Raw genomic sequence first — 15,982 nt, forward strand, 5'->3', positions numbered from 1 at the left:
TGTATAAAGCCATTTTATACTTTAAAAGTCAAGTCTGAATGAAGGGCTTGGATAGATCACAGGGCAGAGGGCAAATATAAAATGACCATATCAATTATTGATTCTATTGGTAACACCCCCATCGTTGAGATAACAAACATGAATCCTGAAAAAGGGGTTAAGATTTTTGCCAAACTTGAGTATATGAACCCTGGCGGTTCCATTAAGGATCGGGCAGCCCTTTATATGATCAATGCGGCAGAAAAATCCGGTGAACTGACCCACGATAAAACCGTTATCGAAGCCACCAGTGGAAATACAGGTATCGGACTGGCGATGATTTGTGCGGTTAAAGGGTATAAAATCGCACTGGCCATGGCAGAAAATGCCAGTGTTGAACGAAAGAGTATCCTGCGCGCAAGGGGGGCTCAACTTATTTTGACCCCCAAGCATCTGGGGTCTGATGGTGCCATCGAGGAAGCCTACAGGCTTGCCCGGGAAAACCCGGATAAATATTTTCTCACCGACCAGTACAATAATGAAGCCAATTGGAAAGCGCATTATTATACCACGGGACCTGAAATCATTGAACAGACCAACGGTAAAGTGTCCAGTGTGGTCGCCACCATAGGGACCAGCGGAACCCTCATGGGGCTTTCCAGGTGTTTGAAAGAATTTAATAAGGATATCCGGATTGTCTGTGCTGAGCCGTATCTTGGGCATAAGATCCAGGGGCTGAAAAACATGAAAGAATCTTATACCCCTGAGATCATGGATAAAAATCGTCTGGATGAAAAAATTAATATTGACGATGAAACAGCGTTTGATACTGCCCGCAGGCTTGCGGTAGAGGAAGGACTTTTTGTGGGCATGAGCAGTGGCGCAGCCATGGCAGTTGCCATTGAGGAAGCTCAAAGGATTAAAAACGGTGTTATCGTGGTTATTTTTCCGGATAGTGGTGAACGCTATCTGTCCACCAGTCTTTTTTCTGTGGAAAAGCCCATTGCCCTGTCCCTTTTTAATACCGTTACAAAATCCAAAATGCCATTTGAAGCCCTTGAAAAAGAAAAGATATCGGTCTATACCTGCGGTCCCACTGTTCATAAAAGACTCAATGTCGGTCAGCTCAGACGATATGCATTTACGGATCTGCTCATCCGATACATTGAGTATCATAAAATTAGTGTCAACCATGTGGTCAATATCACAGACTATGATGATAAGACCATCCAGGGATCCCAGGCGGCAGGGATGACGAATTCTGAGTTTACCCAGATGTATATTGATTTTTTTAAGAAAGATATGTTGAAATTAAATATTCGGGAAGCAGATGCGTATCCAAAAGTATCAGATCATTTTGATGAAATGATTGATGTGGCAACACAGCTGCAATCAAAACAACATGCCTATGAAAAATTGCATTCTCTGTATTTTAATATTGCCAGTCTACCCGAGTATGGTGATTTCTCCAGCATCAATCTGGATAAAATAAAGGTCGGTGCAACGGTTGATCTTGATGCGTATGAAAAGTTGAACCCAAAGGATTTTACATTGTTAAAACGCGTTCGCCTTTCAGAACTCAAAAGAGGCGTAGGGATTAAGACCCGGTGGGGAAATGTAAGACCCTCTCTTCATTTGCAGTGTGCGGCCATTGCCATGAAGTTTTTAGGAGATACCTTTGACATTCAAACCGGTAGCCGGGAACTGATATTCCCCCATCATGAAAACGAAGTTGCCATTTCCCGGGCAGCAAAGGGGGCAAGTCTTGCAAGGTATTGGGTGCACTGTGATCCGGTTCGTTATGATGGGTCTTTAGGGACGTCCACCATTGAATCCCTGACCCTTGATGTCCTTGTTGATCAGGGGTGGACCCTTAAAACCATTCGATTTTGGCTGATTTCCAATCATTATCGAAAAACCCTTGTGTTGTCAGAACAATCCTTGAATCAGGCTCAGTATACACTGGATAAAATTAACCGGTGTCTTGCAACCTTGAGTGCCATTAAAGAGGGGCATCCTTTTGAAGAACTGGATCAATTTGTCTATGATATAAAATCATCTTTTCTTCACTTCATGGAAGATGATTTGAAAATATCCGGTATCATTTCTTCCTTGCTGGCAACGGTGAAAACCATTAACCGACGGATCAATCAGTGCAGAATTGATTTGGGTAGCGCCCGGAAATTGTTGCATTGCTTTAAAGACATCAATTCTGTTCTTCAGATATTTGATTTTAATCAAAAAGCGGAATATTCAGAGAAAATACAAGATTTAATAAAGGAACGTGACCGTGCAAGAGATCAAAATGACTGGGAACTGTCAGATAAGATTCGGGAACAGCTATCCGATCTGGGCATAAGCGTTCATGATAAAAAGGCGGATGTATGACAATCAGATGTTTATTTTTCCCATTTACGCATATCACCGGAAATCAGTTGAACACCCTGTTGGCTTTTTTCCCATCATTTCAACATTTTCCGATTAGTGCAGATTTTAAACACGATCTCCCCTTGCAGACATTATGTGAACAGGGAAAAATTATTCCGGTTTTTTCGTCTCCCCAGGAAATTTCAAGTGTTGAACTGAAAGTTGAACAGTATCTGGCATGGGCCCAGATCCACAAGGGAAATAAGGGGAATCTTAAATCTCTTTTAAAGAATGCCCCTTATTTTACGAATGATACCCATGTGACGGCCATTAAATCGCAGATCAAAGGGATGAAAGATGACCCCTCAGCATCTTTGACGGATGAGTCCGTTCTGCAGCGCGATGGGTTGTTTTTGAAGATGGCACAGTTGTTTGATATGCAGAATGAGCGGATTGATCTGGCGTTAAAAGATCTGGACAAGGACCGGGATAAGCTTGTTTCAACCTTGCGAGGATTGGAAAGCGTGTCCACTGAAACCGAAAACAGCCCGGCAGAAGACCACAACGATTTCGGGGCAATGATGACCCGGGAACGGATTATGGCCTGGTCAGGGTGTATGGCCCGGAAAGGGATCTGGCAACAAGCAGACAGCCGCCGCCGTTTATTTGTCACTACCAGCAAAGCGGTTTTTGACTATATGACGTCTAATTGCGAAGATGTTGTAAATACCCTTGACATTGATCAGATAAAAGTGCATGAAAATTATTGTGAAAATAAAAGCGAATGGCAACATCAATTTTGTGAGTATTTGATGGGGGTCATTCAAGGTGATGGCAACCGGAAAAATGATTTGCCAGAAGTGAATGACGGATGTTCTCTTTCCGGGCAGATGAAATTTGGTTTTTTTTCCGGGCGTAATATTAATACTCTCTTTAATATATCAGACGAGCAAATACCTGTGTGTTTGATCAAATTAAAGGGATAAAAGACTTGATTTTAATTAATTACATGTTATAAAAGCATTTTTTGTACAGATGATAGTTGAGAGATGAGTTTATAATATAATTGTTCAAATTTTTTAAGGAGGCTATTAAAATGGCATTTCACCCAATTGTTGATCAAGCAAAATGTGTTGGCTGCGAAGAGTGTGTAGACGTTTGTCCCGTAGAAGTTTTTGAGATGCAGGATGAAAAATCTTTCCCGGTTAATGCAGAAGAATGCATGGGCTGTGAAAGTTGCGTAGAAGTTTGTGAAGAAGACGCTATTACCATTGAAGAAGATTAAATAAAAAATACCGTCTGACAATACAGTAAAATGCCGGGTGTGGGGTATCCTCTTTCCCGGCATTTTTTAACCGGTTTGTTTCCCAAATTCCGTTTCTATCCGGCACCACACCCGCTGCCCCATATCCTCCCACAGTTCTTAGGACCACAAATTTTATAAGTATAAGCTGGGCGAAATGACTTGCCCTTTGACTCATCTGCAGTCCTTACCGTTTAAAATTAACGGTAGTGGTAATGTAAACCCCTGTGATGACCATAATGGCGCCGATAATGAGAGAGAGGGTCATTGGCTCATTTAAAATGAAAAATGAAAGAACAATGGCGCTGATGGGGACAAAGTTAATAAAAATGCCGGCTTTCATGGGACCGATTTGTTTGATCCCTTCATAGTACCAGAAAAATCCAAGCACCGTACCGAAAAAGCCCAGGTAAAAAAGACTTGCCCATTCAAGGGGCTGGTACGATGCCATGTTTGAAAAGACCCCCTTAAAAAAAGCAGGGAAAAACAGCAGCAGGGTCCCGGCAATGGATGAATAGCAAACCGAAACAATGGGGGATAAATCGTTCATGGCTTTTTTCCCCAGGATCGAATAGGTTACCCAGGAGGCCACACACCCAAAAATGAGCAATTCTCCTTTTCCAATCTTAAGTGCTAAAATATCAAAAAGGTTTCCTTTTGATATAACAATCAAGGCCCCGGTGACAGACAGACAGAGCCCGGCTATCTTCAGGGTATTCAGCCGTTCCTTAAAAAAGAGGACAGCACAAAGACTGATGAAAATAGGATTGTTGGCAATAATCAACGAAGCCTGGTTGGCCTGGATATACTTCAGCCCTGAGAAAAAAAACAGGTTATAGGAAAAGATACCGGTTAACCCTAATAAACAGATGATCCATATTTTATTGGGCGCAATTCTGGGCAGATGTCCTTCGATTTTCACGGTCAAAAGGATGAGAAAAAAAGAGGCGATTAAGAATCTTATAAACGCCGCAGAATAGGGGTCAATCGTGTGGGAGATGAATTTTCCCGCAATAAAGGTCCCCCCCCAGAACACGGCCGTCAATATCAGTTTAAAATATATCAAAGGTTTTTCCTTTCCATGGAAATGATTTTTGTATTTGCACAGACAACGGTTTGAATGTCAAGGAAAAGAGCGGTAAGTCCGAAAGAGTTGAGTTTAGACCTTTACAAATTCAATTGCTATCCATTATATATATAACAGTCGAAGCTAACCCTATATTTTTCAGGACAACTATTTTTATGCAGGATCAACGAGACAAACGATTCTCTTCACAAACCATCTGTAAAATTCTAATGGCTGCTGAATTGATGACCGGGGAGCAGGCCCGGGACCTTTTGAAAAAAGAGAATCGGGTCAAAAATATTCTTCTCAAGAGACAGGCCAAACCATCAGATAAAGAACTGTCAAGGGTCCGGAAAACCACCCGGATTTCTTTTGTTGATGTTATTTTGTATATGAAAATAGAACGGAAGGATCAACCCGGCAAAATAATGGATGAAGATTTGATCTACCAGACGCTGGCGAAAGCCTGGAAGGTCCCGTATAAAAAAATTGATCCGTTGAAACTTGAATTGAGTCTTGTAACAGGGACCATATCAAAATCATTTGCCGCAAAGTATTTGTTGCTGCCATTAATGGTTGAGGAGGGAAAGCTGATTGTGGCAACTCCTGATCCGTTTAATTATGAGGCCATTAAAGATATTGAGATGGTGTCAAAACTGAAAGTAAAGACAGTGGTCAGCTCAAAATCAGATGTTGAAAAACTGATCAATGAATTTTTTGGTTTTCGGTATTCCATTTCCGCAGCAGAAGATCTGTTTTCAACCAAAGGGATTGATATCGGTAATCTTGAACAATTTGTAAGTTTAACCTCTCTTGATGACCTGCCTTCAACAGATCAGCATATTGTCAATGCCGTCAATCACCTGTTTACCTATTCATTTGATCAAAAAGCCTCTGATATTCATATTGAGCCCAAGCGGGATGTCTGCCTTATCCGGATGAGAATCGACGGGGTGCTCAATACGGTCTATAAGCTCCCTAAAAAGCTTCATAATGCTGTGGTAAGCCGGATTAAAACACTCTCCCGGCTGGATATGGCAGAAAAAAGAAGACCCCAGGACGGCCGGATTAAAATGGAAAAAGATAAAGCAGAGGTTGAAATAAGGGTTTCTACCATACCGGTGGCATTTGGTGAAAAAGTGGTATTAAGAATTATGGATCCGGATGTTCTTTTTCAGGATCTGGAAATGCTGGGATTTTTTAAGGCGGATTTTGAAAGATATAAACGGCTGATTTCCCTGCCATTTGGTATCGTGCTTGTGACCGGCCCAACGGGATCAGGCAAGTCTACGACCCTTTATTCAAGCTTGAGAATGCTGTCTTCATCGGAAATCAATATTACGACCATTGAAGATCCCATTGAAATGATAAACGAAGAATTCAACCAGATTGCGGTACAGCCTGCCATCAATGTGACATTCGGCTCCGTCTTGAGGAATATCCTCCGCCAGGACCCGGACATTATCATGGTGGGTGAAATAAGAGACCTTGAAACGGCCCAGGCAGCAGTTCAGGCGGCATTGACAGGACACCTGGTGCTTTCCACACTTCATACAAGCGATGCAGCTTCCACCATTTTCAGATTGCTGGATCTGGGGATTCCTCCCTATCTTATCCATTCGTCGCTGAATGGGATTGTGGCGCAACGGTTGGTGAGAAAAATATGTCCATATTGTGCCCAGGAATTTGAAATGGATGCAAAAGAACTGGCTGATCTTGGACTTAAGATTACACCCCAGGGGCGTATCCGCCTGAAACACGGCAGCGGGTGTGTGAAATGCAGAAATACCGGTTATAAGGGGCGTACAGGGATATATGAAATACTGCCATACTCAGATGCCCTCAAACAATTGACCACTGACGATGCCGGTTTGGACCGTCTGAGAAAAAAAGCCGTAGAAGAAGGGCTTGTCCTTTTGCGTCAAAACGGAATCAAAAAAATGCTTGCCGGGCAGACCACCTACCAGGAAATTCTAAGGGTCACCTGGGACCAGACATGACGGGGTGCGCTCTTTCCACGAAGCCTCTAATTTACCATATCATCCGGATGAATAGCATACTTTGAAGATAAAATCATTATTGTTGATGCAATACCTTCAGTATGAAGCACAATCAGCCGTCCGGATTCCAGGTTCTCCAGCTGAATTGATTCGGTTGGTTTTTTTGACGGCCACCGGCTAGGGTCTGTCAAGTCATTTTTTCTGAGAATCGAATATATCTGTCCCGGTTTTACCCTGGATTTGCCCGCATCCATAAACGCGATTCGATAGTCATTTATCATGAGATGATTGTCTTCGGAACAGATGATTCTTGCATCAATGGGGGCGGGGTTTTCTTCCACTGTTAAAATCGAATCCTTCTGATAATATTCCATGATCGAGTCCCCGTTATATACGGTTCTGTAGGCGTTGGTGATACGTCCGGTTACATAGGTAACGTTATGTTCAAGTATTTTGACCTGTGCTTTGATCAGGTGCTTGACCGCTTTAAAGGTCTGTTGATGAATTTTTTCTTCAACCGGAAGGGTGGTAAAAATTTGATAGATCCTGCCGGGAACCAATGTGCCTGTGCCGGATGGTTTGATATAAATAATATCATTGGTCGACATCATCAGATTGTTGTCCTGTTCCTTGATGATCCGTCCAAGGGAGGGCTGGGTCTGTTTTTTAAGGAATCCGATACGATCTATTTTTGAATAGGAAAAAGACGGTTCAACCATGACAGGTATCTCTTCTCGTTTAGTGTTTCGGACCATTGCCGTCTTGGGGGGATAAGATATTTTATCTTTTAAAAAAATTTGTATCTGCTTGCCGGGGTATATCCTGTGGGGATTCTTTATGTCATCATTCATTTGCCAAAGTCCCGGCCAGTCCCATTGGGACTGATAGAATTTTTCAGATAAATCCCACAGGGTATCCCCTTTTTTTATGGTATAATAAAACCCTGGGGTTTCCCCCGGAATAAAGCCTTTATGATCTTCAGCAAATCCTGTTGAACCTAATGCAACCCCCAGAATAGTAAGAATAAAAGCTGCAATTCGTGTTCTATGGTTTCGCATATGTTCCTCCTGATTGGGGTTGGTTCCATCTTGAAAACTTGACTTTATTTAACCTCCTGTTCTATAAAAAGTCAAGAATTGTTGTGAATATAATGGGATTGGAAAGAAAATGAAAAAGATTGCCAACCTGCTGTTTGAAGTACGAATGCTAAAGGATATCATCCGATCCGGATATGCTTTTTTAGGGTCTGGAAAAGAAAGTATTGCCGAACATAGTTTTATGACAGCCTTTATCTGTTTTGCCATGGCCAAAATAGACGGGGATATTGATAGTGAAAAATTAGTGACCATGGCATTGATTCATGATATAGCCGAGGCAAGAACCGGCGATTTTAATTATGTAGAAAAAAAATATTCAACCGTTGATGAGGCCAGGGCAATTTCCCATTTGATAAAGCATCTTTCTTTTGGTAAAGATATTAAAACTTTGATGGATGAATTCAATGCAGGGAAAACAAAGGAAGCACAACTTGCCAATGATGCCGATCAGATATCTTTTATTCTTGAATTAAAAAAAATAGATGATACCGGCGCAAAAGGCCCTGAAATCTGGTTCCCGGTTGTCCTCAAACGCCTGAAAACGGATATGGGTAAAGAAATGGCTCAAAGTATCATGGAAACCCGTTGGGATGAATGGTGGATGAATGATTACGCCGAATAAATCAGGTTCAATTGCTTTTTAAGGATGCCATGGCGAAAGACGTTATTTCTTTACTGTATATCTATGATACCGAAACCCGTGAAGATGTGTCGAAATTTTCCAAGCAGAATGGATTTATTCTCCAGACATGTGATGACTTTTTAAATTCCTTTGACCGGGTTAAATTACAGCACCTTGATCTTATTCTGATTGAGACGGACCGTATCACCTCACCCCAGTTTGAAAAAGGCATCAATGAGCTCCTTAAACTGCCATTTCATTTCAATCCCCCAATTTTTCTGGTTTTACCTGAATTGCCGGAATCTGAAAAAAGATTAACATTGCTGCATCAAGGTGTGGATGAATTTTTAATCCAGCCGTTTTTAACACAAGAAGTGATGGATAAATTTGCCCTTTATTCCGAGCTGAAGCATCTTCGCCAAACGAATTTTTTACAGAATAAGAAAATAGAAAAAAGCTTTGCCTATCTGGATAAATTTAAGACGGAGTTAAAACAAACAAAAACGATCCTTTTTGAAGAGCGAAGCACCTTGAATAATGCGTTGAAACAAATCAACCAGATGACCCGGGAACGCCATCGATTAAAGAAAGAAAAAAAAGAAAGCCATCAAATCCTGAGAGACAATATGCAAGGATTCGGACAACTCCTTTCCAACTTGATTAAAGCCAGAATTGAAAAAAACAGGGGGCATGGTGAGCGTGTTGCCCATATTGCCCATTTTATTGGCGCACAGCTTAAATTTGATGAAAAAAAGTTGGAGGATCTTCGAAAAGCTGCTATGTTGCATGAGGTCGGACTTCTTTTTATTCCGGAAGAGATATTACAGAAAGCAAAAGGCCGGCTGACACAGTATGAAAAAGATTTGTTCGTTCAGTATCCGGTCAAAGGTGCTGATCTTCTTTCGATCTGTACTGAATTTGACAATTGTGCGCAGATTATTCGGTATTTGAATGAAAATTCCGATGGAACGGGCAGCCCGCAGGGCTTAAAAAGAAGATATATTCCTTTATTATCAAGGATCCTGGCGGGAGCAGATGCATATGACACGTTAAAAGATGAAAAAGATGTGACCTGTCTGGAAAAATTTCTGGAAAAATTAGAACTGTTTTCCGGTACAAAACTTGATCCGAATATTGTGGCCTGGCTGGAAAAATATGCAGTGCTGCATATGGGATCGGATTCATACCAGGTCAAAGGGGTGGGCATCCATCAACTTGAGCCCGGGATGACACTTGGAACGGCGCTTTTTACAAATACAGGGACCAAGCTTTTTTCTGTGAACACACAACTGACAACAGAGGCGATTGATAAAATTAAAAAATATAACAGGGAGTATCCTGTTGATGAAACTGTTTATATAAGGGCTTAATAAATGGATATCTCTTCGATTATCGGCGTTGTCTCTGGTATGGGGTTTGTCCTTGGAACCATACTGTTGGGCGGCAGTATCATGATGTTTGTCAATATTCCTTCCATTTTGATTGTCGTGGGGGGGACCTTGGCCGCGTCAATGATTGCCTATCCTCTCGGGGATTTTCTCAGTATTTTCAAAACAGCCGTAAAAATTTTCATGTTTAAACTTCAACCACCGGATGAGATTATTAACAACCTGGTGGAAATTTCAAATAAAGCAAGAAAAGGGGGGCTTCTGTCCATTGAAGGGGACATCCAGAATACCAGTGATCCCTATCTTGCCCAGGCCCTGCAGATGACGGTGGATGGTGTAAAAACGGCTGATATTGCCGTGATTATGCAAAAAAAAATGGCGTTGACCAAAAAAAGCCTGGATGTCGGGGCCAATATTTTTGGCAGCATGGGGTCTTTTGCGCCTGCCTTTGGAATGATCGGGACATTGATTGGACTGGTTCAGATGCTCGCCGGTCTTGATGATCCCTCGTCCATTGGTCCGAAGATGGCGGTGGCAATGATTACAACCTTTTATGGATCGGTTCTGGCCAACTTGTTTTTTATCCCCATGTCGGATAAACTGGCCGGTCGAAATGCAGAAGAGATTACCAATATGAATATCATTTTTGAAGGGATTATTTCCATAAGGGAAGGGGAACATCCGAAACTGATGGAAGATAAGCTGAATATTTATCTGGGTGATACAAAAAAAACCACAGAAGAGACGGGATAAAAAGAGAATAAAAAATGGCTGATGATGTTGCCTCACTAGAAGCAGAAGACGAGATAATCCTTTCGGCTCCACCAGCGGAGGAGAAAAAACAAAAATCAGGTTCACCGGAATGGATGGCAACATTTGCCGATCTGGTAACCCTTTTGATGTGTTTTTTTGTTCTTCTGTTTGCCATGAGTACCACCCAGCAGGAAACCTATAAAGAACTTGTAAAATCATTAAGAAGCGCATTGGGTGCCCAGGCAGTTCCTGAATCCGGTACAAGGGAAGGCCTTACCATGCATGCGATCCCATCTGAAGAACCGTCTGAAAGCCAAATGATTGATGAACTTGGCGGGATGATTGAAAAAGAGATGGAGGAGATCGTCAGTGAAGTCAGAGAGCTTGTTTTGTTCAATAAACTGGGGGGGGAGGTCAGCGTGACAAAAACCGAAGATGGTGTTGTGATTACCCTGTCTGACCTTTTGTTGTTTTCAGAAGGGGGGACCCATCTGTCTGAAAAAGGAATGGATATTTTAAAAAAAGTAGCTGCAGTGCTATCCAAGCTGGCCTATCATGTTAAAATTAAAGGGCATACAGACAGTTCACCCATTTCATCTGCCGTGTTTCCTTCAAACTGGGAGTTGTCAAGTGCCAGGGCCTCAACCGTTGTTCGGTTGCTGGTGAGCAACGGGGTTCCGCCGCAATATATTTCCGCTGAAGGATATGCCCAGTATCATCCGGTCACCACCAATGATACGGCCAAGGGAAGGGCCTTGAATCGACGCGTTGAAATCGTTTATGAAAGGGACAGTATTGCCAGGCAATTTGCCGATATGGCCATGGGAAAATAGGACATCCGCGTTACGGTTCTAATTTGTTTCGTTCAATGGTGAGGATGTCTATCAGGGCTTTATGCGGGATATCTTTTTTCATGCCGGGGCAGGAATTTGCCATGATATTCCAGTTTTCAGGATGCAGTATCACCGTTTGAATGAAGGGCCAGGCTTTGCACATATAGGGTTTCACCGGATGGATCGTACATTGCCTGGCCTTATCAAAGAAGATACAGTATCCATCGGCACCCCGTGTTAAAACATGCCTTGACCCCGATGTGTCGCAATATCGGCTGATAAATTTGTCCGGATCAAAATGGATATAGGTTGAAATATTGAGAATATCCTGTTGTGTAACATAGGTGCCGCCGAATCCGTTGCAGCAATCGCCACATTGTTGGCAGTCGAAAATATCCTTACCGGTTTTATATTCAGAATCCATATCTTTTTTCCAGTGCTGTTTGCATGGTCAGCGGGTCAATATATTGCAAATCACCTCCCATGGGGATACCGGAAGCAATTCTTGTGATTTTTATGTTTGTTCGTTTGAGTCGGTCAAGGATGTAGGAAGCTGTCACTTCGCCTTCAACATTGGTTTTGGTCGCAAGGATAATTTCTTTTATCTGCGAGGGGTCTGCCCGTTTGAAGAGTTCCTTTATCCGGATGTCATCCGGTCCTATGCCATCAATGGGCGACAGCGCGCCGCCCAATATGTGATAGGTTCCACAGAAGGCCTTTGATTTTTCTATGGCCGCCATATCGGTTGGATTTTCCACCACACAAATGACTGTTTTGTCTCTTGACGGATCAGCACATATGCGGCATTTGTCTTTGTCGCTCAGGGAAAAACAGACCGAACACAATTGAATGCGGTTTTTTAGGTCAATAATGTCGGCAGCCAGGGTTGCTGCTTCATGATTCGGCGCATGAAGAATGTGAAGGGCAAGCCGTTCTCCTGTCTTTTTCCCGATACCCGGTAATTTTGCCAGGCTGTCAATTAATTTTAAAATCGGTTCTGGATAATATGTCATGGGTTTTACAGACCGGGAATATTGAGTCCCCCGGTAAGTTTCCCCATTTCCGAAGACACCATTTCCTGGGATTTGTTTAACGCATCATTAACCGCTGCCAATACAAGGTCTTGAAGCATTTCAATATCTTCCGGGTCAACCACTTCTTTTTCAAAGACAATGGATTCGATTTTCTGACCGCCATTGGCAATTACCTTGACCATACCGCCCCCGGAAGACGCTTCAACCGTTTTCTTGGCCAGTTCAGCCTGTGTTTTCAGCATTTTTTTCTGAAGTTGTTGCGCTTGTTTCATCATTGAATTCATGTTCTTCATTGTTCTTGTTCTCCTGTTTTATGGATTGATGATCTCGCCATCAAATATTTTTTGGGCCTCAACAACAAGGGGATGGTTGAAGGCAGCCTGTCTGTCTTTGATATTGTTTTTTGTTGTGTGATGTTGCGGTAACGGGTTGTTTTCAGAAATAATGTTGATGGTCAATTGTTTTCCAAGAAATTCTTTGCACATGGTCTGCAGGTCCTTGTGCTTGGTTTTAAGTCTTTTCCTGTCAAAGGAAGAACAATCCTTCAATTCAACAATGATTTCACCGGAACCGTTCTTTTTGGCAATCCCTTTTGAAAGAAGGGCAAACATAAACGGAAGGGTTTGCTGGATTTTGTTTAAAAAGTCCTGCCATGTTTTTTTTTCGGGGATCTGTTTTTGTTTTATAGAATCATTTTGACCGGCATGATATCCCGTTGCCGGAACAGGTTCCCTTACGGCTGCAATGGCATTGCTGTTCACTGCAACATCGGTTTTGGCAAACGGTTGAACCGATTCAAGGGGGTCCCGGGAGGATGGCAGCGATGACGACAACTGCTTTGCAAGCATATCCAGTCGGTTGATAATGTGATCAATTTGTGCACCAGGGTTTATTTGAAGTAGTTTTAAAAGGACCATTTCAATGGCGGTCCTGGTATGGGATGAATACTTGATGAGAGATTCTTCATCCAGCAGAATGTGTAACGTCGTGTTGAGCAAATCGCTTGAAATCAGGGACGCGGCTTGGAAAAAAAGTTCCTTTTCAGTATCAGTGATATTGGCTGCCGGGCTGTCTTTTCCGCAAATTTTAACCACATTCAAATTCCTGAAATGAACGATTAAATCAGCATAATATTTTTTCAGGTCAATGCCAGAGTTGTTTATTTGCTCTATCATCTCTATGAGTCGGGCACCATTGTGCTCAAAAATTGCCGTTGCGGTGTCATGCAGGATCTGTCGATCGAGAATCCCCAGACCATCCAGGAATGTTTGGTGCTCAATTTCTGGGGTACCGGCCGAAGATAATACCCTGTCAAGGAGGCTCAATGCATCCCTTATGGAGCCATCCGCTTCCTGGGCCACCAGGTCAAGACTCGGGGCTGCCACACTGAATCCTTCCTGGTGGCAAAGCGTTTGCAGGTGGTTGGAAATCAATGACAGGGGAATTCTGCCCAGGTCATGTCTCTGGCATCTGGACAGGATGGTGACCGGTATTTTATGGACTTCAGTGGTGGCAAAGATGAACATCACATGTTCGGGCGGTTCTTCAAGGGTTTTGAGCAGGGCATTAAAGGCGGCGGTGGACAGCATATGGACTTCATCAATAATATAAATTTTATAGGCTGCCATTGACGGCATATAGGTGACGTTTTCCCTTAAATCCCTTATCTGATCCACGCTGTTGTTGGACGCCCCATCAATTTCAAACACATCGGTGCTGTGCCCATCTATGATGTCCTTACAAATTTTACACGCATTGCAGGGGTGGGGGGTCGGCCCGTTTTGACAATTCATTGCCTTGGCTAAAATCCTGGCAATGGTTGTTTTTCCTGTGCCCCTGGGGCCTGTAAAAAGAATGGCATGGGCCACCCGGTTCGAAGAAATGGCATTGATAAGGGTGGTGGTAACATGATCTTGCCCGACAACATCGTCAAATGTCTGGGGCCGATATTTTAATGCTAATACTTGGTATGACATGTTATCCGATAGGGTCAATGGCGGAGAGGGAGGGATTCGAACCCTCGGTACCCGGTTAGGATACACACGCTTTCCAGGCGTGCACCTTCAGCCTCTCGGTCACCTCTCCGTATTAAATTAATTCAGGGCAAAATAGTATTTTTTTGCCGGTGTGTCAAGGTTTAAACCTCAGCAATTCTCATTATAAAACGTAATAGTCGCCGGACAATGGGTCAGGCTTGCGTTATTGACACTTTTGGCGGCTTCTGCTCTAATTTGTTCAGGCTTTGGTCAAAAGCACAATAACACAAGCCTGACCCGATTTAGTTATAGTCATAATGAGAATTGCTGAGGTTTAAACAGGGAAACATAGGCATCTGTAAATTTATTTTCAGATGTGTAGAGGTAAAGGGGAGGACGAATGATACACGGATGACGACTGTTTCTCACTGAGCAGAGGATGACCCGCCGGGCCGCTTCATTTTTTTTTATGTGCACAAACCGTAAAAAATAAGGGGAGAATTGATGGCGTGCCATGGCCAGGACCAGGTCGGATATCCGTTCTGCCGGAAAGATGATATACACCTTTCCGTGTTCTTTGAGCAGTCGGTTGGCACAATGGAACAGCCGGTCAATGTCAAGGGTGATTTCATGGCGTGCAACCGCCTTTTGATAATCCGGATTCACCCGACCGGAATTTTTTTTTATATACGGGGGATTTGAAATGATCGTATCGGCCCGCCCGTTTGTGTCGGACGGCTGGATGGTTTTGATATCAGCATGGAGAACGCGAATGGTATTTCCCAGATGGTTGGTGATGATATTTTGCTGGGCAAACCCAAATAATTTTGCTTGTATTTCAACGCCCAGGATTTTAACGCCAGGATATCTGGATGCCAGAATCAGCGGTATAATCCCACACCCACACCCCACGTCAATTATTTTTTCATTCCGGGTTGGGAGAATATGGGCAGCAAGGATAAACGGATCCATGGAAAAACGATACCCGTTTTCAGGCTGGGATACCGCTATATCATGGTTAGATAAAGGATCAGCTGAGAATTTTTCCAATTTTAAATCGAATCTGTTTCACAATGTCATGGTCAAGGTGCTTGTTGATGGTTAAGATCATCTCTCGTTCAAGGAATTTAAGTTGATGGATCCATGATGAACTGGATACATTGACAATCAGTGTTCCATCCTTGAAAGAATCGGGTTTGGCATTCATGGCAATGGGTTTTCCCACAGCCGTATCCCAGATGTCCCATATTTTTGTCATTTCCATATCCATGGCAGGTCTGTATTGTCTGAGCGCAGAAGATAGAATATCACTGATGTGAATCAGTTTACTGGGTTGCTTTTTTTTTTCCAATTCAATATCCCTTATCCTGAGGATTGATTTTTTTAACCTCATCATATAGCATATTATCTGATGGGAATATACCCAAAAATTATTTCTGCAGGGCCAACGCAAGTAAATATTATAAGGTCCCTATGGTCTTGGTAACTGGCAATGGTCAGCCGAACATGACTTCCTCCAGATATTTCGGGTCTAAAGCTGCATTCAATCTTTTCGTTTTTACAC

16 protein-coding genes and 1 tRNA gene are annotated in these 15,982 nt (G+C 42.8%); 8 read left to right on the forward strand and 9 right to left on the reverse strand.

Translation table 11 applies throughout. The features are described from left to right. The first annotated feature begins 81 nt into the window (after positions 1-81). The 3 genes from Q1Q15_RS18530 to Q1Q15_RS18540 all read left to right on the forward strand — a co-directional run bounded on the left by Q1Q15_RS18530 (position 82) and on the right by Q1Q15_RS18540 (position 3,631). Positions 82-2,367, forward strand: a complete 2,286-nt coding sequence (locus Q1Q15_RS18530; RefSeq protein ID WP_300463335.1) for a cysteine synthase — start codon at positions 82-84, stop codon at positions 2,365-2,367. Then, a complete protein-coding gene (locus Q1Q15_RS18535) occupies positions 2,364-3,332 on the forward strand; it encodes a hypothetical protein (protein ID WP_300463337.1) in 969 nt (322 codons plus the stop codon). The genes Q1Q15_RS18530 and Q1Q15_RS18535 overlap by 4 nt, the downstream gene beginning before the upstream one ends. A 110-nt stretch (positions 3,333-3,442) precedes the next feature. Next, entirely contained in the window at positions 3,443-3,631 is a 189-nt protein-coding gene (locus Q1Q15_RS18540) for a 4Fe-4S binding protein (RefSeq protein ID WP_300463339.1), read from the forward strand. Between the two features lie 205 nt (positions 3,632-3,836). On the opposite strand, the gene Q1Q15_RS18545 is transcribed toward Q1Q15_RS18540, so the two are convergent. Beyond that, complete coding sequence (locus Q1Q15_RS18545) at positions 3,837-4,715, reverse strand: EamA family transporter (RefSeq protein WP_300463341.1); 879 nt, start codon at positions 4,713-4,715, stop codon at positions 3,837-3,839. Positions 4,716-4,891: 176 nt separating this feature from the next. Between Q1Q15_RS18545 and Q1Q15_RS18550 the strand changes: the two genes are divergently transcribed. Continuing rightward, on the forward strand, positions 4,892-6,715 hold the full coding sequence (locus Q1Q15_RS18550) for a GspE/PulE family protein (RefSeq protein WP_300463343.1): 1,824 nt from the start codon (positions 4,892-4,894) through the stop codon (positions 6,713-6,715). A gap of 26 nt (positions 6,716-6,741) precedes the next feature. Here the strand turns inward: Q1Q15_RS18550 and Q1Q15_RS18555 are convergent, their stop codons facing one another. Beyond that, positions 6,742-7,773: a LysM peptidoglycan-binding domain-containing protein gene (locus tag Q1Q15_RS18555; protein ID WP_300463345.1), complete on the reverse strand. Its 1,032-nt coding sequence runs from the start codon at positions 7,771-7,773 to the stop codon at positions 6,742-6,744. Between the two features lie 109 nt (positions 7,774-7,882). On the opposite strand from Q1Q15_RS18555, the gene Q1Q15_RS18560 reads away from it, so the two are divergent. The 4 genes from Q1Q15_RS18560 to Q1Q15_RS18575 are packed head-to-tail and all read left to right on the forward strand — an operon-like array spanning position 7,883 to position 11,408. Further along, entirely contained in the window at positions 7,883-8,434 is a 552-nt protein-coding gene (locus Q1Q15_RS18560; RefSeq protein ID WP_300463347.1) for an HD domain-containing protein, read from the forward strand. A gap of 29 nt (positions 8,435-8,463) precedes the next feature. Continuing rightward, entirely contained in the window at positions 8,464-9,804 is a 1,341-nt protein-coding gene (locus Q1Q15_RS18565; protein ID WP_300463349.1) for an HD domain-containing phosphohydrolase, read from the forward strand. A gap of 3 nt (positions 9,805-9,807) precedes the next feature. Then, entirely contained in the window at positions 9,808-10,575 is a 768-nt protein-coding gene (locus Q1Q15_RS18570; protein WP_300463351.1) for a MotA/TolQ/ExbB proton channel family protein, read from the forward strand. A 14-nt stretch (positions 10,576-10,589) separates the two neighbouring features. Beyond that, on the forward strand, positions 10,590-11,408 hold the full coding sequence (locus tag Q1Q15_RS18575) for a flagellar motor protein MotB (RefSeq protein ID WP_300463353.1): 819 nt from the start codon (positions 10,590-10,592) through the stop codon (positions 11,406-11,408). Positions 11,409-11,418: 10 nt separating this feature from the next. On the opposite strand, the gene Q1Q15_RS18580 is transcribed toward Q1Q15_RS18575, so the two are convergent. From Q1Q15_RS18580 to Q1Q15_RS18610, 7 genes are all read right to left on the reverse strand, one after another. Next, positions 11,419-11,832, reverse strand: a complete 414-nt coding sequence (locus Q1Q15_RS18580; protein ID WP_300463355.1) for a YkgJ family cysteine cluster protein — start codon at positions 11,830-11,832, stop codon at positions 11,419-11,421. Further along, on the reverse strand, positions 11,822-12,421 hold the full coding sequence (gene recR / locus Q1Q15_RS18585) for a recombination mediator RecR (protein ID WP_300463356.1): 600 nt from the start codon (positions 12,419-12,421) through the stop codon (positions 11,822-11,824). The genes Q1Q15_RS18580 and recR overlap by 11 nt, the downstream gene beginning before the upstream one ends. A gap of 5 nt (positions 12,422-12,426) precedes the next feature. Then, positions 12,427-12,735 (reverse strand): YbaB/EbfC family nucleoid-associated protein, encoded by a 309-nt coding sequence (locus Q1Q15_RS18590; protein ID WP_300463357.1) that lies wholly within the window; start codon positions 12,733-12,735, stop codon positions 12,427-12,429. Between the two features lie 18 nt (positions 12,736-12,753). Continuing rightward, the gene (gene dnaX, locus Q1Q15_RS18595) at positions 12,754-14,418 is read right to left on the reverse strand and encodes a DNA polymerase III subunit gamma/tau (RefSeq protein ID WP_300463358.1); all 1,665 of its coding nucleotides are present in this window, start codon (positions 14,416-14,418) and stop codon (positions 12,754-12,756) included. Positions 14,419-14,436: 18 nt separating this feature from the next. Further along, positions 14,437-14,527: transfer RNA gene (locus Q1Q15_RS18600), tRNA-Ser, on the reverse strand. Between the two features lie 203 nt (positions 14,528-14,730). After that, complete coding sequence (locus tag Q1Q15_RS18605) at positions 14,731-15,390, reverse strand: methyltransferase (protein ID WP_300463360.1); 660 nt, start codon at positions 15,388-15,390, stop codon at positions 14,731-14,733. A 58-nt stretch (positions 15,391-15,448) separates the two neighbouring features. After that, positions 15,449-15,769 carry a DUF721 domain-containing protein gene (locus Q1Q15_RS18610; protein ID WP_300463362.1) on the reverse strand — a complete coding sequence of 107 codons (321 nt, stop codon included), beginning with the start codon at positions 15,767-15,769 and terminating at the stop codon, positions 15,449-15,451. Positions 15,770-15,982: the final 213 nt, after the last annotated feature.

The sequence above is a fragment of the Desulfobacula sp. genome (assembly GCF_030145145.1).
GTDB lineage: Bacteria > Desulfobacterota > Desulfobacteria > Desulfobacterales > Desulfobacteraceae > Desulfobacula.